This window comes from Thiorhodovibrio frisius, from assembly GCF_033954835.1.
Taxonomy (GTDB): Bacteria; Pseudomonadota; Gammaproteobacteria; order Chromatiales; family Chromatiaceae; genus Thiorhodovibrio; species Thiorhodovibrio frisius.
Genome location: NZ_CP121471.1, coordinates 1,286,640 through 1,305,587 on the forward strand (window position 1 = coordinate 1,286,640; position 18,948 = coordinate 1,305,587).

11 protein-coding genes are annotated in these 18,948 nt (G+C 61.4%); 4 read left to right on the forward strand and 7 right to left on the reverse strand.

Features of this window, described 5'->3' with window-relative positions:
• Positions 1-286 precede the first annotated feature (286 nt).
• Genes Thiofri_RS06145 through Thiofri_RS06155 form a run of 3 tightly spaced genes read left to right on the forward strand, consistent with a single transcriptional unit; the run spans position 287 to position 3,544 of the window.
• Positions 287-670 (forward strand): hypothetical protein, encoded by a 384-nt coding sequence (locus Thiofri_RS06145; protein WP_009150835.1) that lies wholly within the window; start codon positions 287-289, stop codon positions 668-670.
• A 2-nt stretch (positions 671-672) separates the two neighbouring features.
• A complete protein-coding gene (locus Thiofri_RS06150; protein WP_009150836.1) occupies positions 673-2,022 on the forward strand; it encodes a KGGVGR-motif variant AAA ATPase in 1,350 nt (449 codons plus the stop codon).
• Positions 2,012-3,544 (forward strand): P-loop NTPase family protein, encoded by a 1,533-nt coding sequence (locus Thiofri_RS06155; RefSeq protein ID WP_009150837.1) that lies wholly within the window; start codon positions 2,012-2,014, stop codon positions 3,542-3,544. Before Thiofri_RS06150 ends, Thiofri_RS06155 begins: the two co-directional genes overlap by 11 nt.
• 83 nt (positions 3,545-3,627) lie before the next feature.
• Here the strand turns inward: Thiofri_RS06155 and Thiofri_RS06160 are convergent, their stop codons facing one another.
• The 7 genes from Thiofri_RS06160 to aceE form a co-directional block, all read right to left on the reverse strand.
• Positions 3,628-4,545 (reverse strand): diguanylate cyclase domain-containing protein, encoded by a 918-nt coding sequence (locus Thiofri_RS06160; protein ID WP_040858187.1) that lies wholly within the window; start codon positions 4,543-4,545, stop codon positions 3,628-3,630.
• Positions 4,546-4,559: 14 nt separating this feature from the next.
• Complete coding sequence (locus Thiofri_RS06165) at positions 4,560-8,480, reverse strand: response regulator (protein ID WP_009150839.1); 3,921 nt, start codon at positions 8,478-8,480, stop codon at positions 4,560-4,562.
• A gap of 358 nt (positions 8,481-8,838) precedes the next feature.
• Positions 8,839-10,269, reverse strand: a complete 1,431-nt coding sequence (gene lpdA, locus Thiofri_RS06170) for a dihydrolipoyl dehydrogenase (protein ID WP_009150840.1) — start codon at positions 10,267-10,269, stop codon at positions 8,839-8,841.
• Between the two features lie 51 nt (positions 10,270-10,320).
• On the reverse strand, positions 10,321-10,641 hold the full coding sequence (locus Thiofri_RS06175; protein ID WP_143742010.1) for a type II toxin-antitoxin system PemK/MazF family toxin: 321 nt from the start codon (positions 10,639-10,641) through the stop codon (positions 10,321-10,323).
• 32 nt (positions 10,642-10,673) lie between these two features.
• Positions 10,674-10,901: a hypothetical protein gene (locus tag Thiofri_RS06180; protein ID WP_009150842.1), complete on the reverse strand. Its 228-nt coding sequence runs from the start codon at positions 10,899-10,901 to the stop codon at positions 10,674-10,676.
• Positions 10,902-11,008: 107 nt separating this feature from the next.
• Positions 11,009-12,415, reverse strand: a complete 1,407-nt coding sequence (locus Thiofri_RS06185; RefSeq protein ID WP_009150843.1) for a dihydrolipoyllysine-residue acetyltransferase — start codon at positions 12,413-12,415, stop codon at positions 11,009-11,011.
• Positions 12,416-12,511: 96 nt separating this feature from the next.
• The gene (aceE, locus tag Thiofri_RS06190) at positions 12,512-15,160 is read right to left on the reverse strand and encodes a pyruvate dehydrogenase (acetyl-transferring), homodimeric type (RefSeq protein WP_009150844.1); all 2,649 of its coding nucleotides are present in this window, start codon (positions 15,158-15,160) and stop codon (positions 12,512-12,514) included.
• Between the two features lie 354 nt (positions 15,161-15,514).
• Here aceE and Thiofri_RS06195 point away from each other — a divergent pair, with 354 nt between their 5' ends.
• Positions 15,515-18,895 carry a PAS domain-containing hybrid sensor histidine kinase/response regulator gene (locus Thiofri_RS06195; RefSeq protein WP_009150845.1) on the forward strand — a complete coding sequence of 1,127 codons (3,381 nt, stop codon included), beginning with the start codon at positions 15,515-15,517 and terminating at the stop codon, positions 18,893-18,895.
• The last annotated feature ends 53 nt before the right edge of the window (positions 18,896-18,948 follow it).

The window sequence follows — 18,948 nt, forward strand, 5'->3', positions numbered from 1 at the left end:
GGGCCTGGACATTGGCGCAGGTTCATCAGATTGGCGGCACAAAATTTTCCAGGCCGCTCAGCGCCCCCGGATGTCGCCTTGACCAGTCCTCGCCCACCCAGCTAGGCTCAACACTCGGGTGTCGCTAGACCCGCAGAGGCGGTTGGATTTGCTATCCGGCGAGCTTCGTCCTCGACGAAGCCCGCGAACTCTGCATCACCCCGGACCAGATCCGCGCCTCGGCGCTGACGGTGACACGGCGGCGGCGCAACAACTGAGATTGGCGTATGCAAGGATCACGAGTCCGATGACCGAATCAGAACCGGACTATCGGGCGGCGGCGCGTCGCTGCCACAAAGACGGCACGCTGCTGCTGGAGCAAGGGCGTCTTGCCAACGCCAGTCATCTTTTTGGGCTGGGTGCCGAGTGTGCGCTGAAGCTGTTGCTGGAGGGCCACCAAGGGGCGGATGTCAAGCTGTCGCATCTGCCGGAGCTGCGCGACCATGCATTGAAGTGCTTGCGTCGTCGGCGGGATGGGGCTGTTCAGCAATTGCTGAACAGCGATTCCTACATGCTTGGCTGGCGCATTGACAACCGCTACTGGCCGGACGCGGCGTTCTCCGAGGAGCGCTGTAAACTGCACCAAAGTCATTGCTTGCGCACGTTGGGCGCGGCCAGCCTCGGGAACTGATCATGAGTCCATGCACCTTCGACGACGCCCTGCCCCGCGCCCTGGAGCAGATCCGAGGCACCTTTGCCGGCATCGACTTTGCCGATGTCCGTTTCATCCGCGACATGAACGGGCGGGTGCATCTGGTACTGCCGGACTCCGCAGACCAAGCCGAGGTGGTCGCCGCGCGTCCGCATCTCGCGGATGCGCTGGGAGCCTACAGCCCCGGCTCGGAGACCGGTTTGGTGCGCCTCTCCGATACCCTCTTCGGTGGGGCGCTGATGGACGAGCCCTTCCTGGTACAGGACATCAATGGCACGCTGATCCGTCTGATCGAGCGCCGCGTGGTCGGACAAGACTGGGCGCTGGCACCGGGTACCGAGGCGGGTGCATCGGTCGTACATCCGCCGCGGGTTTCCTTCTTCAGTCTCAAGGGTGGCGTTGGGCGCAGCACGGCCTTATTCCTTTGGGGCCGCGAGCTGGCGGCACAGGGAAAACGGGTGCTGTTGCTGGACCTGGACCTGGAGGCGCCTGGGCTGGGCGCACAACTGCTGCCGGACGACGCCCGACCGGAGTTCGGCGTTGTCGATTGGCTGGCGGAGGATCTGGTTGGTAGCCCGATGGCGGAGGCAATGCTCGTGGAGCGCATGCTGGTGGCCAGATCACCACTGGCCGATCCGGGCTATCTTTACGTGGCACCGGCCACGGGCAAGCGCACTGCGCAGCATCCGGCCGGCTTCATCGCCAAGCTCGCACGCGCCTACCTGGACAATGACCGCGGCGGTGGCGAGGATTTCGCGGTGAGGGTGAGGCGGCTGCTGGAGACGCTGGAGCGGGCCTTGGAGCCGGACCTGGTGCTCATCGACAGCCGTGCCGGTCTGCACGAGACGGCGGCGGCCGCCATCCTGCACTTGGACGCGGACGTGCTGCTGTTCGCCACCGACCAGCCCACGGTTTGGGAAGGGTATCGCTATCTCTTGGCGCAACTGGCGCAGATGGCGCATATCCATCCGGCGGGCGACGACGATTGGCGCCTGCGGCTAAAGATGGTCTACGCGCGTGCTTCGGAGAAACAGGGGGCGCTGGAGGGTTTCCGCTCGCGCGCCTATCAGCTCTGGCTCGATTGCCTGTACGACGAGCAGCCGGCCGGAGGCGCCGAGGACGCCTTCAGCTTTGCCGAGACGGATGATGCGGCGCCGCATTACCCGTTGCAGATCCTGAATGACCCGCGCTTCGAGCAGTTCAATCCACTGGAACACCTGAGCACCGTGGGCGCCGCCGCCATCGCATCAAGCTTCGGGCCGTTCATGGCAGCGCTGGATGAGCGCGTTCTCGGTAACGAGGATCTCGAGGCCGTCGACCATGCCGATTAAGATCAAAGACGGAGCCTTCCCGACCGATCAGGTTCGGCGCTCCCTCGACGAGTTGCCGGATACCATGGATGCGAGCACCAACCCGCCCGACCCAAACGATCTATACGTGGTGCTCGGCCACGAGCGCGCGCTGGACCCAAACAGTACGCTCGTTGTCGGGGATCGCGGTAGCGGCAAGAGCTTCTGGAGCGCAGCCCTCAACAGCCCCGTGTCCCGGGCACTGATCCACGCCCAGTTACCCCGACTGCAGCTGGATCGGGTGGAGACGAGCTGGGGCTTCTCGGTTTCTACACGCAATGCCGATCACCCCTCCCGGCGGGTGCTTCAGCGTTTGCACGGAAGCCACGCCGCCGAGGACATCTGGCGCGCGGTGGTGCTGCGCCAGCTCACAAGCCGTTACGACGAGGAACTGCCCGGCAAGGACTGGGCCGAGGTCGTGGCCTATGTCGCGGACAACCCCGAGCGCGAGGAGCGGCTGCTGAGCCGAATCGCTGGCCGACTTGCGGCGGACGGGAAGCGTCACCTAGTGATTTTCGATGCCCTGGACCGCACCGGCTCCGACTGGAAAGCCATCCGTGCGTTGGTGCGCGGACTGCTTCAGGTTTGCCTTGATCTGAAAGGACAAACGGGCATACAGGCGAAGGTCTTTCTCCGCCCGGACATGTGGGAGGATCGGTCCGTCTGGCAGTTTCCGGACTCGTCCAAGCTGCACCACGGCCGCGTCATCCTGGAATGGCGCCGGACTGATCTTTATGGACTCTTGTGGCATTGGCTGTGCAACCATGGTGATGGCGCCAAGATGTATCGCCATTGGCTTCAATCGAAGCATCACTTGTCCTTCACGGCAACGGAGGCGGATGGTGCGCAGGTCTACCCGATTCCGGCGAAGCTGCGCCAGGACGAAGACCTGCAACAGGCGGTGCTGCATGACATGGCGACCCGCTACATGGGCGCCAACCGGCGGCGTGGACGCACCTATACATGGCTGCCGAATCACCTGGCGGATGCCAAGGGGCAGGTCAGCCCGCGCAGCTTTTTGATCGCGGTGCGCGATGCACAGCGCGAGACCCAGGCCAGGGGACACGGGGAGGTGTTGCACTGGGAGGGCATCAAGCGCGGTGTGCAGAGCGCCTCATTGGTTCGCGTGCAGGAACTGCGAGAGGATTATCCGTGGATTCAGACGGTGTTGATGCCGCTAAACGGCCAGACTGTGCCCTGCCGGGACGAGGACATCATGCAGCGCTGGGAGAATGCGCAGACGGTGCAGGCGATTGAGCGCGATCGGACGGCGACGCTGTCCCCGGAGCCTTTCGGCAGCGCAGAGATTGATGACGAGCGCTTCTATCTGCCGCCGCATGCGCTGGCTGACAGGTCTTCCGATACTCCCGAAAAGGCGCTGATCCAGGAGTTGCAGCGTATCGGCGTGATTCGTCGTGTCGACGACGACCGTGTCGATATCCCGGACCTGTTCCGGGTGGCGGCAGCCATTGGCCGCCGGGGCGGCGTTCGGCCAATTCGATAATCGATCTGATACGTCTTTGTCTCATGGATCGGGGTGGTCGGTCTTCATTGGGTGCAACAATCTGTGGTGGCTATTCAATGAGTCTAGCCACTGGCGGCGCTCAGGTACTGGTTGCGTCCGCCGGCCTTGGCCTGGTAGAGCGCGGCATCTGCGCTTTGTTTGAGTGCTTCTGCGTCTGGCTTGGGGTCGGTTTTGCTGTGGGTGGCGCCGCCGATGCTGAGGGTGACATGGGGGGCGATGTCGGAGTAGGCGTGTTCGATGTTGAGTGTGCGAATGGCGTCCAGCAGGCGCTCGGCGTATTGTTGCGCGCCGGCGGGGTCGGTCTCTGGCAGGATGACGGCGAACTCCTCGCCGCCGTAGCGGGCGACCAGGTCGGTCGGTCGATTGGGCACCTGGATCAGTGCCTGGGCGACGCGCCTGAGGCAGTCGTCTCCGGCGCCGTGGCCGTAGTTGTCGTTATAGGGTTTGAAATGGTCGATATCGAGCATTAGCAGGGACAATGACTGGTCGTTGCGGGTGAGTCGTGCCCATTCCTCGGTGAGTTTCTGGTCGAAGCTGCGCCGATTGGGGATGCCGGTCAGAGCGTCTTCCCAGGATATCTGCTCCAGCATGTCGGTTCGCAGCTTTAGGTTGATCTGGTTGCGCACTCGGGCGCGCACAATGGCCGGGTTGAAGGGTTTGGTAATGTAGTCGGCAGCGCCCAGGTTGAGACCGTGCTCTTCGTCTTTGTCGTCGCTCATGCCGGTGACAAAGATCACTGGAATACTGCGGGTGGATTCCAGGTCTTTGAGCTGGCGGCAGATGGCATAGCCGTCCATCTCGGGCATGATGACATCAAGCAGAATCAGGTCCGGGGGCTGCTTGCTCTCGGCCAGTTCGAGTGCTTTGTGACCGCGCGTGGCGGTTAGGATGCGGTAGTCGGCTTTCAGCAGCGAGGCCAGCAGATGGATGTTGCTCGGCTGGTCATCGACGATGAGTACGGTGGGTTTTTTCTCTGACATGCTGGCTCTCAAAATCATTGCTCTTGCTCAAGCCTGATCCCTGCGCGGGTTGCCAGATGGCGCAGGTGCGTGGCGGCGGCATCGTGCTCAAATTGCTCAATTCGCGCTTGGAGTTCCTGTGCGGCGGCGGGATCGCCATGACGCTCGAAGTGACGGACGATCTCGGCCAGGGCGGCGTCTTCGATCAGCTCGCCTTGGGACAGGGCATCAAGTACGGTGCTGATGGTCGCGGCCAGATGATTGGCATCCGCGCTGTCCGGTGCATCGTCGCGTGCCGGTGGCTCTGGCAGCACCTCCAGTTGCTCGCGCACTTGGGTTAGCGCTTGGGCGAAGGCGCTGATGTCGGCCTCAAGCAGTTTGCCGTCGGCTCGCAGCGCGGTCTCCAGATGTTCGGCGCGTTCGGCGAGGTCGTAAGCGCCGACCATGGCGGCGAGTCCTTTCAGGGTATGGATCAGGCGCGCTGTGGTGGGGTCATTGGGGTGTGTCAGTGCCTCGGGAAGGGCGGACAGTTCTTGGTCAAGCTGTTCGCCAAAGCGTCTTAATGTGTGAAGGTATAACCTCTGGTTGCCTTCAAACCGCTCGAGCCCGCTGCTGGTGTCGATGGCGGTGAGTGTAGCGGGCAGCATGGCGCTGGCGGTGTCAGTCTTGACGACCTCGGCGGGCTCGGAAATCTTGGCAAAATCGGCGCTACTGTCCTGCGGGTGCAGCCATTTCTTGAGGGTGCTAATCAATGCATGGCTGTCGATGGGTTTGGCCAGATGGTCGTTCATGCCGGCGGCCTGGGCGCGCGCGCGATCCTCTTCCATCACCGCAGCAGAGAGTGCCACGATGGGCAGCTCGGGGAAATGCGGGCGAATGCGGCGGCTGGCCTCAAAGCCATCCATAACCGGCATTTGTAAGTCCATCAGAATCAAGTCGACCTTGTGTTGGCTAACCAGGTCCACTGCCTCGCGGCCGTTCTCCGCCAGAATGATGCGCACCTGGGTTTTTTCCATGATGGCACAGGCCACTTCCTGATTCAGGGCGTTGTCCTCTACCAGCAGCACGGTCTGCTCGCTGAAACAGGGCAGGGCTCGGGCGGCGGGTATGTCCGCGCGGTCATCCGGCCCGCTCAGGGCTTGGCCAATGGTATCGAGCAGGGCGCGCGGCGTGATCGGTTTGCTGAGAAAGGCACGATAGAGCGTGGCATGGGGCGCAAGATCATCCTGATTGTAGGCGCTCACTATGAGCGCGGGAATGGCGTCCTGGCGCAGTTCGCCGCTGTCGCGCAGTGCCTGCAAGCGCTCCAGGGTTTGAATGCCGTCCAACTCGCCGGGCATTTTCCAGTCCATCAGGATGAAGGCGAAGGGGGCGTTGGCCTGCTCGGCACGCTGCACGGCCTGGATTGCCGACAGACCATTGTCAGCTTCTTCGACATCTGCATCATGGGATTCCAGAATGCCGCGCAGCACGGTGCGCGCGGCTTCATGGTCGTCCACCACCAGCACGCGGGTACCTGGACAGATCAAGCCCGCAGCCGGATGGGTAGCATCCTCCGTCGTCACCGGCAAGGTTATGGTGAAGGAGAAGGTGCTGCCCTGTCCCGGGCGCGATTCCACTCGCAACTCGCCCCCCATGCGCTCGATCAGGCGCTGGCTGATGACTAGTCCCAGCCCGGTGCCGCCGTATTTGCGCGTGGTGGAGCTGTCGGCTTGAGAGAAAGCTTTGAACAGTCGTTCCTGTTGCGCGGGTTCGATACCGATGCCGGTGTCGCGCACGGCAAACGTCAGTTGCATTTCGGCGTTGCTCAGCCCTTGCTCGCGGATGGATAGCGTCACCTGTCCGCGCTCGGTGAACTTGATCGCATTGCTGAGCAGATTGGTGAGCACCTGCGCCAAGCGCAGGGCATCGCCTTCGAGGGTGCGCGGATGGTGAATGTCCAGCTCAAAGATGAGTTCGATACCGCTGGCATCGGCGGCGGCGGCGAACAGGGTGCGCATCTGATCGAGCAGATCCTCCAGGCGGAAGCTTTGGGATTCCAGCTCTAGCTTGCCGGCCTCGATTTTTGAATAATCCAGAATGTCGTTGATGATGCCCAGCAGCATGCGGGAGGAATTGCGAATTTTTCCCAGGTAATCGCGCTGTTTGGAATCGAGCGGGGTGTGCAGGAGTAGATCACTCAGTCCGATGACGGCATTCATCGGGGTGCGGATCTCGTGGCTCATGTTGGCGAGAAACTGGCTTTTGGAGCGGTTGGCGCGTTCGGCGGCTTCCTGCGCCTGTTTAATACCGGTTAGATCGTTATACACGGCAACGACTTCGCCCGAGGAGAGCTTGAAGATGGTGTTTTCGCGCCAGACAGCAAGATTGTCGTGCTGATAGCGCGAGACAGGAGTGTGTTCAGTTTGTCCGCTGCGTTCAACTCGGCGCAGGGCGTCGAGCAATCCCATGTCTTCGGCGGCTGGAAAACATTCCGTCAGGCGCCGGCCGATAATGTCCTCGCGGCGGGTGTGGTCCATGCGCTCGGCGGTGCTGTTGTAACCGGTGAAGATAAAGTCCTCGCCAGCCCCGACCGGCTGATAGATGGCAACGCCGCTGCCGGTTTTCTCGAAGATGCCCTCAAAGCGTTCCTTCTCAGCCTCCAGGGCTTGTTTGGCATGGATGGACTCGGTGACATCGAGATCGCTGCCCTGGTAACCACGTAAGGTGCCGTGCGCGTCGACAATAGGGAAGGCGTGAGTCGACATCCATAGGGTTTGTCCCTGCTGGTGAACCACGGCATTGATCAACCCCACAAAGGTCTCGCGACGCGCGAAACCCGCGAAGACTGCCGCCTTGAAGGCGTCGCGGTCGCTTTCCGGGTGGAGATCATAAAAGTGTTTGCGGCCAACCAGTTCCTCCGGCGCATAGCCCCACACAGTGGTGGCAACCGTGCTGACATAGGTGTAGCGGCCCTGAGCGTCCACTTCCCAGGTCACGGTGCGGCTATGTGCTGCCAGTTGCTCTAGGCGCTGTTCGCGATCTTTGAGTTCCTGCTCGGTCTCCTTGAATGCAGAGATGTCGCGGAACACCACCAGCAGGCAGGGGCGCTCGGCTAACTGGAGCAGGGTGACGGTGACGCTGACATTGATCAGGCGACCGTCTTTGCGTCGATGCTGGGTCTCGAAGTGGTCGAAACCCTGAGTCATGATTTTTTGGATGCGTTGGGCTGTTTGCTCGGCCGTCTCCAGCGCCTCGTAGTCGGAAATGCGCAGGCGGGCGAATTCCTCGGCGCTATAGCCCAGTTGCTGGTGTGCCTTGGCGTTGAATTCCAGGGTAGCGCCGTCGGCGAGATCGATTAGCAGGGTGGCGTCGGGGTAGTGGTTGAACAGGGCGTGGAAGCGCTCTTCCTGGGCTTGCAGCGCCTGGTAGTTTGACTGCATTGCCCGGTTGAGCTGGTCAAACTCCTGCTGATGCTCTTTGAGCAGATTGAACCAGTGGTTGTAGAACAGGCTGACCAGATCGCGCACCGATGGGCTGTCATCGACTGTGAGCGGCTGCATGCCCGGAATTAGTTCGCCCAGGCTTTGGGTCTTGGCCAGCATGCTCGGGTCCAGGCTGGCGGCGAGATCGCTGTAGCTGACAATGCCGGTCAGGGCGCCGGATTCGCTCACCAGGCAGATGTGCTCGGCTGGTTTGCGAATGGCATTGAGCCCGTCAAGCACAGTCTGATCCGGGTTTAGCAGCGTCGGTTCGGGCAGGTCCAGCTCGGCTAGCGGTGTCGAGAGTGGCACATCTTGGTTCTGAAAACTCAGCAGATGGCTGGAGAGAATCAGCCGGTAGCCGGGATCAAGGGTGACAACGACACTGCGGATATTGTGCTGTCCCATGGTCCGGGCCACCTCGGCGAGGTTGGCGGTGGCTGGCAGGGTGATGACAGTGGAGGTGGCGATGCTCTGTAGTTTGGGGAAAAACATCGGATGCCTGACATAAGGTTGCTTGGGGCGTTTCCGGGAGCATAACCCCAAGGGGCAGCTTGTAGAGGCGAATTTATTCACCTTTGGGAAATGCCGTTATTCCAGCCTGGATGATGGCGCGGGCGATGGCGCAGCGCAATAATCCGGGTCTGGCATCCCGGCGTTGGACTTAACCCAAGTATGATGGCGGCAAGTGTGTTAGTCGCGCAAATGCTGTCCCTCGAGCACGCCGCGCGTGCCGGGGAGGGCGATACTGCAGGGCGGGAGTCGCGATCGATTGGAAGTCGCGATTGGGAGTCTTACCGTCAATCCCACGGATTCATCATCCGGGGTGGCCGGGACCATGAGCGTTAGGGCACTATCGCCGTTTGGGCGGCAGCAGATCGGTAATGGACCCATGCGCCATTTCGGCGGCAAGGCCGATAGTCTCGTTCAGCGTCGGGTGCGGATGAACGCTCAGTCCAATGTCTTCCATATCCGCGCCCATCTCCAGCGCCAGCACAGCCTCGCCAATCAACTCTCCGGCATTGGGACCGACAATGCCGGCGCCCAAAATGCGCTTGGTTTCGGGGTCGAACAGCAGCTTGGTCAGCCCTTCGTCGCGATGAATGCCGAGCGCACGTCCGCTCGCTGCCCAGGGGAAGACGCCTTTTTCGTAGGGGATGTTTTGCGCTTTGGCATCGGTCTCGGTCAGGCCCATCCAAGCGACCTCCGGATCAGTGTAGGCGACCGAGGGAATGGTCAGCGGATCAAACAGCGCTGGCTCGCCGGCGATCACCTCGGCGGCGACTTTGGCCTCGTGGGTGGCTTTGTGCGCCAGCATGGGCCCGCCGACCACATCGCCGATGGCGAAGATGTTGGGCACATTGGTGCGCATGTGAGCGTCAACTTTAATAAATCCGTGCTGATCGACCTTGACCCCGGCCTGTTCGGCGTCGATCTGAGCGCCATTGGGCAGGCGGCCGATGGCGACTAGGACGCGGTCGTATTCTGTCTCGCTGTTTTCCTTGCCTTCAAAACGCACCTTGATGCCGGTGCTGGTCGCGGTCATCTCGGACACTTTGGTGTCGAGCAGAATCCGCTTGTAGCGCTTTTTGATGACTTTCTCGAGGGCCCGCACCAGGTCGAGATCAGCTCCGGGCATCAGTTGTGGTTTCATCTCCACCACATCGATGGCGCTGCCGAGCGCGCTGTAAACGCTCGCCATTTCCAGTCCAATGATGCCGCCGCCAACAATTAGCAAACGCTCGGGGATATCCGGCAGTTCCAGCGCGTCGGTTGAATCCATCACGCGCGGGTCTTCATGCGGAAAACCGGGAATGCGAATGGGGCGCGAGCCGCAGGCGATAATGGCCTGGTCGAATTGCACCGCGACATGGCCCTCGCGGCTGTCGACGCCGATGCGGTTGGGCGCCTCGAAGCGGCCAGTGCCCTGAATGACCTGCACTCCGCGCTGCTTGGCCATGCCGGCAAGCCCGGTGGTGAGTTTCTTGACCACCTTGTTTTTGCCGGCGCGCATCTTGTCAAGATCAATCTCGGGTGGCGCGAAGGTCACGCCCATAGTGCCCATGGTCTTGGCTTCTTCGATGATCATGGCCGTATGCAGCAGCGCCTTGGAGGGGATGCAGCCAACATTCAGGCACACTCCGCCAAGGCTCGGGTAGCGCTCGATCAGCACCACCCGCAGGCCGAGATCGGCAGCGCGAAAGGCGGCGGTGTAACCGCCAGGACCGCCGCCCAAGACGGCGACCTGGGCGCTGAGTTCAGAGACGGGCGCGGAGTCGCTCATGGTTTCTGTTCTGGCTCCTGTTGATAGGATGGCTTTTTCATGTGTGGAATCTCAGGCACTTGCGGCAGGGCTGCTGATGATGGCAATCAGCGCTTTGCGGATGCTCTCAAGCGCGTTTGCGCTGATTAAACCGAGCGACCGTCGAAAAAGTGACCTGTTGGCGGTGAAGAGCTTGCCTGGCCTGACATAGCTGATTCGCCGGAGTGAGCCCTTTGCGAAGTGGTTGTCATCGATTTCCACTGCTTGTGGGTCAGCGTAGGGCTGACTTGTGATTTGGCAGCAGATCCAGTCTCCCCGCCCGGTTTCTGCGATGAGCAGTGCAGGGCGCAGCTTTGTTTCAGACAGATCTGAAAACGGAAAGGGCAGCAGCACGACTCCTCCGGGGCAAAGGCCAGAAGAGAGCGCTATTCCTGTAGATGTGCCCAAGCTTCGTCCTCTTCAGAACGGTTCCAGTCTTCACCTAAAGCAGATTCCGACATCAATGTGATATTCGGGGTTTTTTTGGTGTTGGGGAGGCCAAAATCCTCGTCCAGCACCGTCACCAAAGCGCGCCGACATCCGGTGGTCCTTACCGGCCTTAGCAGGCGAACCTGGCCTTGTTCGTCGATAGTGGCTTCGACAGTCGTTAACATGGTCTTAAGGTTGTTCTGTTAGGTGAGGTCTTTGATCCGTTACTCGTTACTGAATAGTTCTGAGCAGGGGCCGAATCATTCAATGACCGACGACAGTCCCGTCAGTATCACAGCAACAATCGCCGAATATCCGACAGCAACTGCCGCAGCAGGCTGGTGAAGCGCACGCCGTCGGCGCCGTCGACGACTCTGTGATCATAAGACAATGATAGCGGCAGCATCAGCCGGGGTTTAAAGTCCTGACCATTCCATACCGGCTTCATCTCGGTGCGCGACACGCCAAGAATGGCGACTTCGGGCGCGTTGACGATGGGCGTGAAGGCCGTCCCGCCGATGCCGCCGAGGCTGGAGATGCTGAAGACGCCGCCTTGCATGTCGGCGGCCAGCAGCTTGCCGTCGCGCGCTTTCTGGCTCAGGGTCATGAGTTCTTCGGCCAGGGCAAACAGGCCTTTTTGATCGACATTGCGCACCACCGGCACCACCAGGCCCTTGGGCGTATCCACGGCCACGCCAATGTGGCAATAGTGCTTGTGGATCAGTTGCTCGCAGTCGGGCGCGAGCGATGCCTTGACCACAGGCATTTGTCCCAGGGCGGTGGCCACGGCTTTGAGCAGGAAGGGCATGAAGGTGAGCCTGACGCCGGCTTTCTCGGCGGCAGCTTTTTGCCCTTTGCGGAAGGCTTCCAGCTCGGTGATGTCGGCCTCGTCGAACTGGGTGACATGGGGCACCGTGAGCCAGCAGCGGTGGAGATGGGCGCCGCTGATTTTTTTGATGCGCGGCAGCGGTTCGCTGGTGACCGGGCCGAATTGGCTGAAGTCCACCGCCGGAGCGCTGGGAAGTTGGAAGGGTGCGCCCGGGGCCGCCGCCGCTGTGCCTGCGGCCAGGCTCTGCTTGACGAATTGCTGGACGTCATCTTTCAGGATGCGCTGCTTGCGCCCGCTGCCTTTGACTCGGTGCAGGTCAACGCCCAACTCGCGCGCAAAGCGGCGTACCGCCGGGCTGGCGTGGGGTGTGCGGCCATGGGCGATGGCGGCCATGTCTTCCGGGCGCGGCAGTATGGGTGCCTTGCGCCGTTCGGCCTCGCCGGGGGCGCGTGTCGGGGGTTGATTGGCAGACGGCTGAGCTGAGGGCGCGGGCTCGGGTGTGCGGGGCTGCGCCGAGGAGGGCACCGAGGGGGATGATGGCGCTGGTGCCGTTTCTGGTTTGGGTGTCGACTCGGCCTGGTCACCCCCCGAGTTGCTTGCAGCGCCGCTTTCTGCGCTGGCTCCGGCGCTGCCAGTGGCAACGCGCATCAGCAGCTTGCCCTGGCTGATCCGCTCCCCGACGGAGACCAACACCTCTTTCACCTCGCCGCCAAGCGGGGAGGGGATTTCAATACTGGCCTTGTCGCTTTCGAGTGTCAGCAGCGACTGCTCGGGCGCGATGCGATCACCCGGGGCGACCAGGATCTCGATAATTTCGACATCGCTGAAATCGCCGATATCGGGAAGCAGAACGTCTTCTAGCGTGGCCAAGGCTGGCGTCTCCTGGCTGTCAATCCTGGGTTAATTCTTGAGTTGGCCGCCCGTCAAGGCGAATCAATCCGCCTTGACGGGCGTGCCGGGTGCTGGTCACTGAGTGACCGGGTTCGGCTTGTCGGGATCAATGCGATATTTGGTGATCGCCTCGCTGACCCGCGCTTTGTCGATGGTCCCCTCGGCGGCGAGCGCGCTCAGGGCTGCGACGGCGATGTACCAGCGGTTCACCTCGAAGAACTTGCGCAATTGCGCGCGCATGTCACTGCGCCCGAAGCCGTCGGTGCCCAGTGTTACATAGCGCCGGGTCAGATAGGGGCGAATCTGATCGGCATAGGCGCGCATGTAATCGGTAGCGGCGACGATGGGGCCGGTGGTGGTGCCGAGTTGCTGTTCGACAAAGCTCTGACGCGGCGCATCCTCAGGGTGCAAGCGGTTCCAGCGCTCGCAGTCCAGGCCATCGCGACGCAGCTCGTTGAAGCTGGTGGTGCTCCACACCTGGGAGGTCAGGCCAAAGTCTTTCTCCAGCAGCTCAGCCGCTGCCAGCACCTCGCGCAGGATGGTGCCGGAACCCAGCAACTGCACTTGGGCATCAGCCGTCTCCCGCACCGGATAAAGCCCGCGCTTGATGCCCTCTTCGGCACCCTCGGGCAGCGCCGGCTGCGGGTAGTTCTCGTTCATCACTGTGATGTAGTAGAAGACGTTTTCCTTCTCCTGATACATCCGGCGCAGGCCGTCCTGCACGATCACTGCCAGCTCATAAGCGTAGGCCGGATCATAGCTGACGCAGTTGGGGATGGTCGCGGCGGCGAGATGGCTGTGGCCGTCCTGATGCTGCAAGCCCTCGCCGGCCAGGGTTGTCCGGCCTGCCGTGCCGCCGATTAGAAAGCCGCGCGCCTGCATGTCGCCCGAGGCCCAGATCAGATCTCCCACGCGCTGGAAGCCGAACATGGAGTAATAGATATAGAAAGGAATCATCGCCTGGCCATGGTTGGCGTAGGCGGTGGCGGCGGCAATCCAGGAGGACATGGCACCGGCCTCGTTGATGCCCTCTTGCAGGATCTGGCCGTTTTTCTCCTCGCGGTAGTACATCACCTGGTCGGAATCGACCGGCTCGTAGAGCTGCCCCACGTGGGAATAAATGCCGAGCTGACGGAACATGCCCTCCATGCCGAAGGTACGCGCCTCGTCCGGCACAATGGGGACGATAAACTTGCCAATGGTCTTGTCGCGCACCAGGCTGGAGAGCATCCGCACTAACGCCATGGTGGTGGACAACTCGCGCTCGCCGCTGCTTTCCAAGAGCGCGGAGAAGCTCTGAAGCCTTGGCACCTCAAGGCGTTCGGACTTGTCCTGACGCACCGGCAGCGGGCCACCGAGGGCTTCGCGACGCTCGTGCAGATAGCGGATCTCGGGGCTGTCCGGTGGTGGCTTGTAGAAGGGCGCGGCACCGATCTGATCGTCAGAGATCGGGATATTAAAGCGGTCGCGGAAGGCCTTGAGGTGGGTCTCACCCATTTTCTTCTGCGAGTGGGTGATATTCATCCCCTCGCCAGCCACGCCCATGCCATAACCTTTAACGGTCTTGGCCAGAATCACTGTCGGCTGGCCTTCAGTGCGCAGCGCCTCCTGATAGGCGGCGAAAATCTTCACCGGATCATGGCCACCGCGATTCAGCCGCCAGATGTCGTCATCGGTCAGGTTGGCGACCAAGTCGGCCAACTCTGGATACTTGCCGAAGAAGTGCTCGCGGGTATAGGCGCCGCCCTTGGCCTTGTAAGCCTGGTAGTCGCCATCGACGCATTCCTCCATGCGCTTGACCAGCAGCCCCTGCTTGTCGCGGGTAAAGAGCGGGTCCCAGTAACTGCCCCAGAGCACCTTGACGACATTCCAGCCGGCACCGCGAAAGACCGCTTCCAACTCCTGGATGATTTTGCCATTGCCGCGTACCGGCCCATCGAGCCGTTGCAGATTGCAGTTGACCACAAAGACCAGGTTGTCGAGCCGCTCGCGCGCTGCCAGCGAAATGGCGCCCAGGGATTCCGGCTCGTCCATCTCGCCGTCGCCCAGAAAGGCCCATACCTTGCGTCCCTCGGTGTTGAGTACGCCACGATCACTCAGATAGCGCATGAAGCGCGCCTGATAGATGGCCATAATGGGGCCTAAGCCCATGGAGACGGTCGGGAACTGCCAGAAGCCCGGCATTAGCCAGGGATGCGGATAAGACGACAGGCCGTTGCCATCGACCTCTTGGCGGAAATTGTACAGTTGCTCCTCGCTGATGCGTCCTTCCAGAAAAGCGCGCGCGTAGATACCGGGCGCCGAGTGGCCCTGGATGAAAACCAGATCTCCGCCATGATCCTTGCTCGCGGCGCGGAAGAAGTGATTGAAGCCAACATCGTAGAGCGTGGCGCTGGAGGCAAAGGAGGAAATATGCCCGCCGAGTTCGGTTGACAGCCGATTGGCCTGCACCACCATGGCCATGGCGTTCCAGCGCACGAAGGAGCGGATGCGCCGTTCAATGGCGCGATCACCGGGGAAACGCTCCTGCTGGGTGACCGGGATGGTATTCACATAGGCCGTATTGGCGCTGAACGGCAGATGCGCACCGGAGCGGCGCGCCTTGTCGATCAGGCGTTCGAGCAGATAGTGCGCGCGCTCAACCCCCTCGTTCTCCAAGACGGCATCCAGGGCTTCGAGCCATTCTTGGGTTTCCTGAGGGTCGATATCGGGCTTGTTGGACATGGCAGTCTTAAGGAATGTCTGAGTCAGGATGTCGGGCGCGAGACATGAACCGTCCCAGTCGCGGGGCGCAAAATACGCGCCAAATTACCCTAGGCGTGGCAGATTGGCAAATTGTCCGGGTTGCTCGAGCCCGAGAAAACAAGGGCGAGTTGCGTTTTGTGATCTCAGGATTTTGGTTGTGCCGAACAATTGCTGGCACGATTGAGTCAGCGGATTTCATAACGCGGCCAATCCGACTTCTTGATTGGGTCTGACTCGATGTGTCCTAATAATGGATTTGCAGTGTGTGGGCTTTGACCTGAAATCGCAATTTTCCGCACTCCCCTCCTGACCGTGAATGGCCTTCCCAAGACGATGACTAACGAGCAAGAAACCCCGCAGCCGCTCAAAGACAACCTGGCCCAGCTTGAAGAGAAAACCGCCAAGCTTGAGGCGGTGCTCGCGGCCAGCCAGATCGGAGTCTGGAGTATCGCGCTGCCCGAGCGAACCATCACCTGGGACCAACATCTGCTCACAGCCGAGGAACGCGGCACGTCTGGGGACCTGAAATTTCACCAGGCGCTGGAGATGGTCCACCCCGATGACCGGGCGCGGGTGGCGACGGCTTATGAAGCACTGCTGACACATGGCGTCGAGCTGGACGAGGAATACCGCGTTCTGCTGCCGAATGGGGATGAGCGGGTGCATCGCTCCCGCGGCCGCGCGCTGCCGCCTGTCGATGGCCGGAATATGCGTGCTCTGGGCACGGTGCAGGATGTCACCGAGCAGGGTGCAGCCCGTTTGGCGCTTGAACAAAGCCAGCGATTCTCCGAGCAACTGCTCGCCAACATGGCCGATGGCTTCTCGGTCGTGGACACGCAGGGGCGGCAGCAGGTCGCCAACAAAGCGCTGTGCAGGATGACCGGGTTCAGCGAGGAGGAGCAACTCGGCTGGCAACCGCCCTTCCCTTGCTGGCCGGAAGAAGAGTGCGAAGCCATCACTCAGGCGATGCAAAAAACGCTGAGTGGTGAATCCGGCGATTTCGAGCTGGTGTTCAAGCGCAAGAACGGCGAGCGGTTCCCCGTGCATCTTTCAACCGGCTCGCTGTGCGATGCCACGGGGCAGGTCACACATTACTTTGCCAATATCACCGACATCAGCGCGCGTCGCGAGGCGGAGCGTCAGCTCAAGCGCGCCCATGCCTTCCTCAATCAGACCAGTCGGGTCGCGCGCGTGGGCGGCTGGGAATATGACCTGGTCAGTGGAAAGCTCGAATGGACCGACTCCATCCGCGAAATCCACGAGGTTCCGCCGGACTTCGAACCCACTTACGAGCGGGCGATTGCCTTCTACACGCCAGAGACCGGCGCGAAACTCCAGCAGGTGATTACGCAAGCCATTGAGGACGGCACTCCCTATGATCTGGAAGTGCAGATCATCACTGCCAGCGGCAAGGTCTTGTGGGTGCGCGCCATCGGCAATGCTGAATTCGACAAGGGGCGCTGCAAGCGGCTGTTCGGCACCCTTCAGGACATCGACGAGGCCAAGAAGATTCGCGAAGCGCTCGAACAGGCGCGGGCAGAAGCGGATGCTGCCAATCGGTCCAAGTCGGAATTCCTCGCCAACATGAGCCACGAGATCCGCACCCCGCTCAATAGCGTGATTGGCTTTAGCGATCTGCTGCGCCAGTCGGAGCTGAGTGAAACTCAGCGCAATTATGTCGGCTACGTGAATCAGTCGGCCAAATCGCTGCTCGATCTGCTAAACGACATTTTGGATTTCTCCAAGATCGAGGCGGGCAAGCTCGAGCTGTCGCCGGAGCAGGTTGACCTCGATGAACTGACGCGCCAGATCATCGATGTGGTGCGCTACAAGACCAACGAGAAGGGGCTGGAACTGCTGTTGCACATCGCCTCGGAGGTGCCCCAAGTCATCCACGCCGATCCCATCCGGCTGCGTCAGGTGCTGATCAACCTGATTAGTAACGCTATTAAGTTTACTGAGGCCGGCCACATCCGCATCGACATCAGCGCAGAACCCACGCAGACACCCGGCATCAGCGAACTGGGCTTTGCCATCAGCGACACTGGGTGCGGGATTGCACTCGATCAGCAGGAACGCATTTTTGACGCCTTCACCCAGGAAGACGCCTCGACCACACGCAAGTTCGGCGGCACCGGACTGGGCTTGTCGATTTCCAACCGCCTGCTGCATTTGATGGGCAGCCGGCTTGAGCTTGACAGCGAGCCGGGTCAGGGCAGCACCTTCTCGTTTCGCGTGTGCCTGCCGAGCGAAGGCGGTCGGGCCTTTGACCAACTGGCTGATCAGGCCGTACTCGATGCCATCGAGCATGTGCTAGTGATCGATGACAATCTGAACAACGGCAAGATTATCCAAGACATGCTCGAGCTGGTCGGCGTGCCCTGCACGACGGTGGACAACGGACTGGCCGCGCTGTCCTTCTTGCAGCAGCAGGCTGTCGACATCGCCATCGTCGACTACCAGATGCCTTTCATGGACGGGCTTGAGGTGATCGGTAAGATTCGCCAGCAGCTGAATCTTGGCCCCGAGTCGCTGCGCATCATGTTGTTGCACAGCCTGGTTGAAGACGTCCAACTGCGCGCACAAGCGGACCTGCTTGGCATCCATAAAATGGCCAACAAGCCGATCGACAGCCGCCAACTCTACAATGCCCTGGTGGAGTTAAAGCAAGGCGGTGCGCTGGCTGGAACAGAGACAGCGCGCGGGGATGGAGTTGCACCCGCGAATGCTGGTGAGGATGCCAGAGGCATCGCCGGTGAGGATGCCGTCGCCGGTGGTAGCATGGCTGCCAAGATTGCAGCCAAGGCCGACGCCACGACCCAGTCTGACCTGCGGATTCTGCTGGTGGACGATCATCCGCTCAACCTCACGCTGGCACGACACCTGGTCGCCGAGGTGCTCCCCGGAGCGCACATCGAGGAAGCCAGTGGCGGTGAAGAAGCCGTGCGCCACTTTACTAAAAACACGCCGGACCTGGTCTTGATGGACGTACAAATGCCGGGGATGAACGGCTATGACGCAACCGGCCAGATCCGCGCGCGCGAAAGCGGCAGGCGAGTGCCCATCATCGCCCTGACCGCCGGCACCCTGAAAGGCGAGAAGGAACGCTGCCTGCAAGCGGGCATGGATGATTACCTGACCAAGCCCATCGCCGCCGATCAGTTGCGCGAGTGCCTGCAACACTGGTTGACGCGACAACCAGCGCCCCAATTATCCACGCCAGCTCCATCTACACCAGTTCCATCCTCGTCGGCTTCAGATGAGTTGGCTTCATCCGCGCCGCCAAAGCAGCCGCCAGCATCGTCGCCAGCAGGAGCGAATTTCATCGCCGGCAACGAGCTGCCCCATTTCGACCGCGAAGCGCTACTCGAGCGCGTCGGCGGTGCCGAAGATGCCCTCCAGGAGATGCTTAAGCTGATCATGCAAGGCGCCTTCACCGAAGGCTTGGAGCAACTTGCCCAGCTCACCGCCCAACTTACCGCCGAGCGCGGCGATCAGCGGGGCGACCAGCAGAGCATCCGCGCCGTCGCTCATCGCATTCGCGGAGTGGCCGCCAGCGGCGCCTTCGAGCGCATGGCCTGGCTTGCCGAGCAACTGGAACTGATGCAACCCTTCGATGCCACCAAGGCTGCACGTCTGACCGAGGCCATGCGCGCTGAGGAAAGTCTCCTCAGGCGTTTTCTTCAACACGAACAGCATTTGCTCGCGCCTTAGATGTTTCGGCGCGGTGCGGGTCGGGTCGGATCGAATCACAGGCACGGAAGGAC

Excerpts from the sequence above, each read along its gene's own strand:
- aceE (WP_009150844.1), bottom strand. The coding sequence starts at position 15,160 with ATGTCCAACAAGCCCGATATCGACCCTCAGGAAACCCAAGAATGGCTC.
- Thiofri_RS06195 (WP_009150845.1), top strand. The coding sequence starts at position 15,515 with ATGACTAACGAGCAAGAAACCCCGCAGCCGCTCAAAGACAACCTGGCC.
- Thiofri_RS06180 (WP_009150842.1), bottom strand. The coding sequence starts at position 10,901 with ATGTTAACGACTGTCGAAGCCACTATCGACGAACAAGGCCAGGTTCGC.
- Thiofri_RS06155 (WP_009150837.1), top strand. The coding sequence starts at position 2,012 with ATGCCGATTAAGATCAAAGACGGAGCCTTCCCGACCGATCAGGTTCGG.
- Thiofri_RS06165 (WP_009150839.1), bottom strand. The coding sequence starts at position 8,480 with ATGTTTTTCCCCAAACTACAGAGCATCGCCACCTCCACTGTCATCACC.
- Thiofri_RS06160 (WP_040858187.1), bottom strand. The coding sequence starts at position 4,545 with ATGTCAGAGAAAAAACCCACCGTACTCATCGTCGATGACCAGCCGAGC.
- lpdA (WP_009150840.1), bottom strand. The coding sequence starts at position 10,269 with ATGAGCGACTCCGCGCCCGTCTCTGAACTCAGCGCCCAGGTCGCCGTC.
- Thiofri_RS06145 (WP_009150835.1), top strand. The coding sequence starts at position 287 with ATGACCGAATCAGAACCGGACTATCGGGCGGCGGCGCGTCGCTGCCAC.
- Thiofri_RS06150 (WP_009150836.1), top strand. The coding sequence starts at position 673 with ATGAGTCCATGCACCTTCGACGACGCCCTGCCCCGCGCCCTGGAGCAG.